Genomic DNA, 6,429 nt, shown 5'->3' on the forward strand with positions numbered 1-6,429 from the left:
GTTTAACTGGCTGTTGATGGTACCGTTAATACCGTTGATATTGGGTACCGCGCCGGCATTATTTTTAAATAAATTACCCTGTTGTGTATTGGAGTTATAAAAAGTTTCTGACTTGAGATTGGTAGAATTATAGCCGCCGGAAATTTTCAGTCTGAATTTTTTCAGGAAAGTGAATTCCAGGAAAGCGTTCAGGGTGCCGGTGTTGTTAATACTTTTACGGTATTCGTTTTGTGCCTGCAGCAAAGGGTTGACGAGGTTGTTGCCTAGTCCGGCGGTGGAGGTGCCGTTGTTAAAATCTTCCAGGGCAAGACTATCAATCACTTCATTCAACAGGTTCTGGTTGCCAACACCGGATACCGGCCGGTATTGCCACATGCCCTGCACTACGCCACCACTGAAGGAGGCGGCGGGAATGGTGCCATAGGAAGTGGAGTTGGCATAGCCGGCGGTGAGACCGAGGCGGATATTTTTATTCAGTCGTTGATCGAGGGTAAATTTACCATCATATCTTTTCAGGCCGGTGTTGATAATAATGCCTTTCTGGTCGTAGTAGGAGCCGCTTACAGAGTAGCGGGTATCGCCATTGCCTGCACTGATATTGAGCGTATGATTTTGTGTAAGACCTGTTTGCAGGAGCAGGTCCTGCCAGTCGTAGCCCGGATTATTTTTATAAGAGTCCAGCGTAATACCATTGGCCGGATCGAGATAGATTTTTGCATTGGTGTTGACAAGGGCGCCGGGCTTACTCTGAACGCTATCGAGCTCCAGTTGTAATTTTACAAATTCATAAGGACTCAGCATACTCATTTTTTTCGTGTATTGTTGTGCGCCGAGCGAATAACTATAAGTGACCCTGGGTGGGCCGGGTTTACCTCTTTTTGTATTAATGATGATAACGCCGTTAGCGCCTCTGGCGCCATAGATGGCGATAGATGATGCGTCTTTCAATACTTCCAGGGAAGCGATTTCATTGGGGTTAATAGAATTGATATCCATGTTTTCGATAGGAAATCCATCGATCACAAATAGGGGAGAACCGTCCTGGCTAACAGAGCTGCCGCGGATTACAATGCGGGAAGCGGCGCCGGGTTGTCCGTCGTTGGAACTCACCTCCACGCCGGCTACACGTCCTGCCAGTGCCTGATCAAAAGAAGGCACCGGCGCTTTTTGCATATCTTCTACATTGGCTTTGCCTACGGAACCGGTAAGGTCTTTACGGGTAGTGGTACCGTAGCCGATGACAATCACTTCATTTAAACCGCTGTTGCTGGTCTTGAGCTTTATATCCAGGAAGTGTTGTCCTTTGATGGGTACCTCCATGGTTTCGTAACCAATGAAGCCTATTTGCAGGGTACCTTCTCCTTCGGGTGCGCTGATAGAAAAGTTGCCATTCGCATCCGTGATGGCTGCTTCATTGCTGTTTTTTAATCGCACCGAAGCCTTGAATAGTGGTTGACCGGTATCATCTGTTACCCTGCCGGGTATTTTTTCTTTTTGAGAAGAGATAGGAGTGCTGGCTTCTTTTTTCTTCAAAATAATATAGGCGTCGTTGATCGTCCACTCGATGTTTTTATCTTTTAGCAGGGTATTGAGTACCGTCGCCAGTTCGCTTTGCTGGAAATTGACCTTCACTTTTTCTTTGTCGTTTAACAGCAGGTTATTATAGAAAACGGTGTAGCCTGTTTGCTGCTTGATAGCTTTGAATATATCGGCCAGCGGGAGTCCTGCATTTCCACTTTTCAGCGTAACGGGATGCTGCTGTTGTGCGGAAGCAGGCAGGTGCAGCCAAAGCAAGAGTAGCAGCCCTTGCAGAAAGGGACTCCATTTGGGTGGAATTATTTTCATAACGTAGATTTTAAAGCTGATTTCTATTAGAGACCGGTTTTTATTTAAAACGGGTGAATGGAGGAGATGGGTTTTTATAGATGATGCCGGGTTTGTCGCAATCACCCTCCTGTAAAGTCGTGATTGCCCTGCCTCTAGGATATGCATGGACAGTATATTTGAATGGTGATGCAGACACTGGGTTTAACAATATAAAAAAACAAAAACGGAAATTATGAGAAAGATCATCGTTACGACATTTGTTTCCCTGGACGGGGTATTGCAGGCGCCCGGCGGTCCCGATGAAGATCCCACCCATGGCTTTAAATGGGGCGGCTGGACGGCCACACAAGGAGATGCATTAACGAACCAGGCCATGGTCGATATCATGGCGCAGCCATTTGATTTGTTGCTGGGCAGGCGCACATACGAGATTTTTGCTGCGTACTGGCCCTATGCAAAAGGTCATCCTATCGGGGAGGTATTTGACCGTGCACATAAGTATGCTGTTTCCAGCAAGTCCGTGAAACTGAGCTGGGCCAACTCCACACTCATCACCGGCGATGTGGTAGCGGGGCTGCGTAAGCTCAAGGCATCGGAAGGACCGGATCTGTTGGTATACGGCAGTGGTAAACTCATACAAACCTTATTGAAAGAAGGCTTAGTAGATAAGTTGTATACCTGGGTATACCCTGTTACCCTCGGGGAAGGTAAGCGTTTATTTGCCGAAGGTACGCAGCCTGCACAATGGAAATTATTGCATTCCGTCATTTCTACCACCGGGGTAATCATTGCCACCTATGAACCGGCAGGTGAATTGAAAACAGGTTTAATCGGACCGGATAATCCTTCGGAAGCGGAGTTGAAGCGGAGAAAGGAGTGGAAGAAAGAAGGGTAGATAAGATGATAGACTTTTTTTGGTAATACAGATGCGTTTGCGGGCAAGTGTTGGGAAAGAGGTGTTTGATATGATAGTGAATGGTGAGGCATAATGTGCCCCACCACCCTAAACCCTGTTCTCCGGTAATAACTTCACCGCATGATTGCTGATGCTGGTAGGGAATTGCGCTTTCACTTTATCCGTTACCGGATCGCGGTAGCTGGTAGCTCTTCCTTCTATGTGCAGCCATCCGGAAGGATCAAGGGTGATGAAGGCAAAGAGTGCTTCCTTATAATAATGCGCGCCGGTATCGGTGTACACGTAGGAGGCGCTGTTTAGTAAAAAGTAATGCACCCCGTTTCTGGCTCCGTATCGGTCGTCATGATCGTGGCCCATGAATACCGCTGTTACGGCGGTATTTTTGCCCGCCTGCTTTGCGGCGAAGTTGGCCTCATCGAAGATGGCCAGGATTTCATCTGCATTGCCCAGTTCCGTGTAAAAGTCGCTCAGGAAAACAGGTTGATGCATAAAAACAATGACAGGGTATTTGGCGGCGGCCAGGTCTTGTTTTAGCCACTCCAGCTGTGGCTGGTCAGTAAAACTACGCATAGGCGAGGGATAGGGGCCCCAGTTGCTGTTATTGTAGTCTTCCAGTGTTTTATCTTCTTTCCGTAAAAAATTCCTGTCCATTATCACAAAATGATAGCCACCCTGATCAAAGGAATAATACGGTTTTTCCATGCCCCATAATTTCATGATGGTGGCCTTGTCGCAAACATCCATATCATGATTACCAAGTACATGATATTTAGGACCCTTGAACCGGTTCCATTGTTCCATGATTTCTTCTGATTTTTTAGGACGGCAAAAATCCCCGCATTGGATAATGAAGTCGGGCGATTCTTTCATGACCGCATCCATAAAGACTTTCATCCGCGCTATTTCCGGCACGTTAAATTGCAGATGATGCAGATCGGAAATGACGCCTATGCGTAATTTTTTGCCATGGGTGGCCGGCTGGCTAATGGGAACAGACCATGTGTTGGAGGCGAGTAACAGCCCTGTGCCTGATAAGCCTATTTGCTTCAGGAAATTTCTTCGTTTCACCATTCACTGTAATTTATAATGCCGGAATTTAGGGTTATTCTTTTGATTTTCGCAGTCATTATTTTTTTATCCGGTTATAAACATGAAAGAACGGGAGTCTTTCATGTGATGAATGAAAGACTCCCGTTCTTATTTTTTTTAAAAGATATACGTCCGGTTATTTTGTAATCATTATTTTATCAACGAAGACTTTTTTATCAGGGGTAATCAATTGTATAAAGTACATGCCTGATGCAGTAAGACCCGTAAGATCTAGACTATTGCCTTTGATGGTTCCCCGGTATACAATACTGCCATCCCCGGTCTTAACGATTGCCGTAGCGCCCTGGAATTTGGTTCCTTCTTTAAAGTAGATCACGCCATTGGAAGGATTAGGGAAAAGCTTGAGTGACTGTGCCACTGGCTGCACTGATCCTGCCATTTTAGTGGGGTTCACATATTCCAGGCTGTTAGACCCAATGGTGAGAAATTCGTTGCTGGCAGGTCCTGTCACCAGGCTGTAAGCATATGAGTTATAAAACGCCCTCACCGCAGAATCACTGAGCGCCTGGTTGTAAATATATAGTTCATCCATTCTGCCGTCATAACCTCCCGAACCCGAACCTCCGTCGTTGCCGATGCCATAAAAAGTACCATCGGAGGTATACTTGATTGTTCCCAATGAAGGTGCATAACTGGAAAGCAGTTGGCCGTTTAAGAAAACCTTCACCAGTGATCCGTTATAGGTTACCGCAATATGACTCCACCTACCGGGAGGTACTGGTCCACCCACGCCTGCTTCCGACTGGTGAGTGGTGTTGATAACCATAAACACCCGATTGTTGTTCGTGACAAGCTCCCAGCCACTGGTACCTGGAGAATATCTTCCGGATATGACGGTGCCCACGTTATTCGAATCTGGTTTTATCCATACGGAAAGGCTCAGCTGATTTACCGGAAGGCTATCATAAGGAAGCGTTACGACACTACCGATTCCGTCAAATAGCGCCGCCTGCCCGCAAATGGAATCAGGGCGAAATGCCACCTTATAGGTTGCACCGTTATTGGCATTGGGGGTTGAATCATTCGCGTTCCCGCTGAATGGATAATAACCAAAAGGATTGGCGGGCGCCACACAGCAGTTATTATCCTGTACCACTACCGTTACGGCAGTTCGGGTACTTGTGCAGGTGCCCGAAGATGCGGCCGCATAATAGGTGGTAGTGGCGGCAGGGCTTACAGAAAGTGTGCTGCCGGTGGCCAATAGTGTACCGCCGGTGCTGGCAGTATACCAGCTGATGGCCGCGCTACCGCTACTGGCGGATAATACAGCCGTATCGCCCACTGCGATCGTATCTGCAGCTGGCGTAATGACAGGTGCTGCGGGAATAGTACTGCTGGTAAAGGCATAGTACAACTGCAGTGAATTGAGCAGCCCCAGTAAACTGCTGCTCAGGGTTATTTTCACCCGGTCAAAAGAAGCGGAAGGCTTGAGGAAAATTTCGCCTCGTCCTGTGGTGGTGGTCCGGAAGTTGGCAGTGGTGACTCCCGCAGAATCGCTGTTGGCAACAGATCCATTGAATGTTTGCACGCTAACGCCACCAAAGAGATTTACACTGAGGGGGTTATTGGTGGCGCCAACACCTACAATCAGTGAATCGCAGCCACCGGATGTGGCAGCCGGAAAAATCAGGGTCTGGTGAATGGTAACCCCGAGTAGCCCGGCAGTAATGTTGAACTGCGAGTAGTCATTGAGGTTGGTGTTGTTCACCGGATTATTAGGATTGCTCACACCGCATAAAAGACAAATACCCGTGACGCCGTTGGTTTGACTGTTGGCATAAGTTTGTCCGTAAGTGGTGCGGGACATAAATATTAGGATGGTAAATATGGCACACAGCCAAAGTTTACCAGGTCGGAGGTGTAGATGATGTTTCATAGCACAGATTTGGTGAGAAATTTATCTCTAATGTAGGGTGTAATCCTGCAGTGGGACTGCCACCATGTTAGAGAACAACCCGCCAAAGTAAATCCCGTCAATAGGTGCTATATTTGCCGGGTCTTTAAAAAATACCCATGGCGAAAAATATAGCAACGGCACAGATACAACCTTCCGGTTTTGATTTTTTAAATAGACTGAAGCAGCACAATAACCGGGATTGGTTTAATGAACACAAAGCTGTTTTTCAACAGGAACAGCAACAGGTGGAGATCTTCGCGGAGTCATTACTGGAGCTGCTCTCCGCTCATGACCTGATAGAAACCCCTTCGGGCAAAAAAAGTTTATACCGCATTTACAGAGATACACGTTTTTCCCACGATAAAACGCCTTATAAAGCCCATTGGAGCGGTAGTTTTAAACGTGCCACCAAAAGTCGCAGGGGCGGATATTATTTTCATATTGAGCCAGGCAACAGCTTTATTGCCGGTGGTTTTTGGGGGCCTACACCTGCCGATCTGAAACTGGTCAGAGATGATATTGCATTCGACGACAAACCCCTGAGAAGAATCATTAACAGCAAAGCATTTATTTCCACCTTTGAATCGTTGAAAGGGGAGCAGCTAAAGACCGCCCCCAAAGGCTTTGATGCAGATCATGAAGCCATTGATCTGTTGCGTTACAAACAGTTCCTGCTGAT

At 47.0% G+C, this 6,429-nt stretch carries 5 protein-coding genes; 2 read left to right on the forward strand and 3 right to left on the reverse strand.

Annotation, left to right across the window (positions count from 1 at the left end):
• Positions 1 to 1,845: SusC/RagA family TonB-linked outer membrane protein (locus VIP81_RS14840; RefSeq protein ID WP_331962088.1), on the reverse strand; the 1,845-nt coding region annotated here is incomplete at its 3' end.
• A gap of 214 nt (positions 1,846 to 2,059) precedes the next feature.
• Here VIP81_RS14840 and VIP81_RS14845 point away from each other — a divergent pair.
• Positions 2,060 to 2,722 (forward strand): dihydrofolate reductase family protein, encoded by a 663-nt coding sequence (locus VIP81_RS14845; protein ID WP_331962091.1) that lies wholly within the window; start codon positions 2,060 to 2,062, stop codon positions 2,720 to 2,722.
• 108 nt (positions 2,723 to 2,830) lie between these two features.
• Here VIP81_RS14845 and VIP81_RS14850 read toward each other — a convergent pair whose 3' ends face one another.
• Positions 2,831 to 3,814 (reverse strand): metallophosphoesterase family protein, encoded by a 984-nt coding sequence (locus VIP81_RS14850; protein ID WP_331962094.1) that lies wholly within the window; start codon positions 3,812 to 3,814, stop codon positions 2,831 to 2,833.
• A 154-nt stretch (positions 3,815 to 3,968) separates the two neighbouring features.
• The gene (locus VIP81_RS14855; protein ID WP_331962097.1) at positions 3,969 to 5,729 is read right to left on the reverse strand and encodes a LamG-like jellyroll fold domain-containing protein; all 1,761 of its coding nucleotides are present in this window, start codon (positions 5,727 to 5,729) and stop codon (positions 3,969 to 3,971) included.
• A gap of 137 nt (positions 5,730 to 5,866) precedes the next feature.
• On the opposite strand from VIP81_RS14855, the gene VIP81_RS14860 reads away from it, so the two are divergent.
• Positions 5,867 to 6,429, forward strand: a 563-nt coding sequence (locus VIP81_RS14860; RefSeq protein WP_331962100.1) for a DUF2461 domain-containing protein, incomplete at its 3' end; no start/stop codon positions are given.

Origin of the sequence: Chitinophaga sp. (assembly GCF_036566945.1) — a bacterium.
Lineage (GTDB): Bacteria > Bacteroidota > Bacteroidia > Chitinophagales > Chitinophagaceae > Chitinophaga.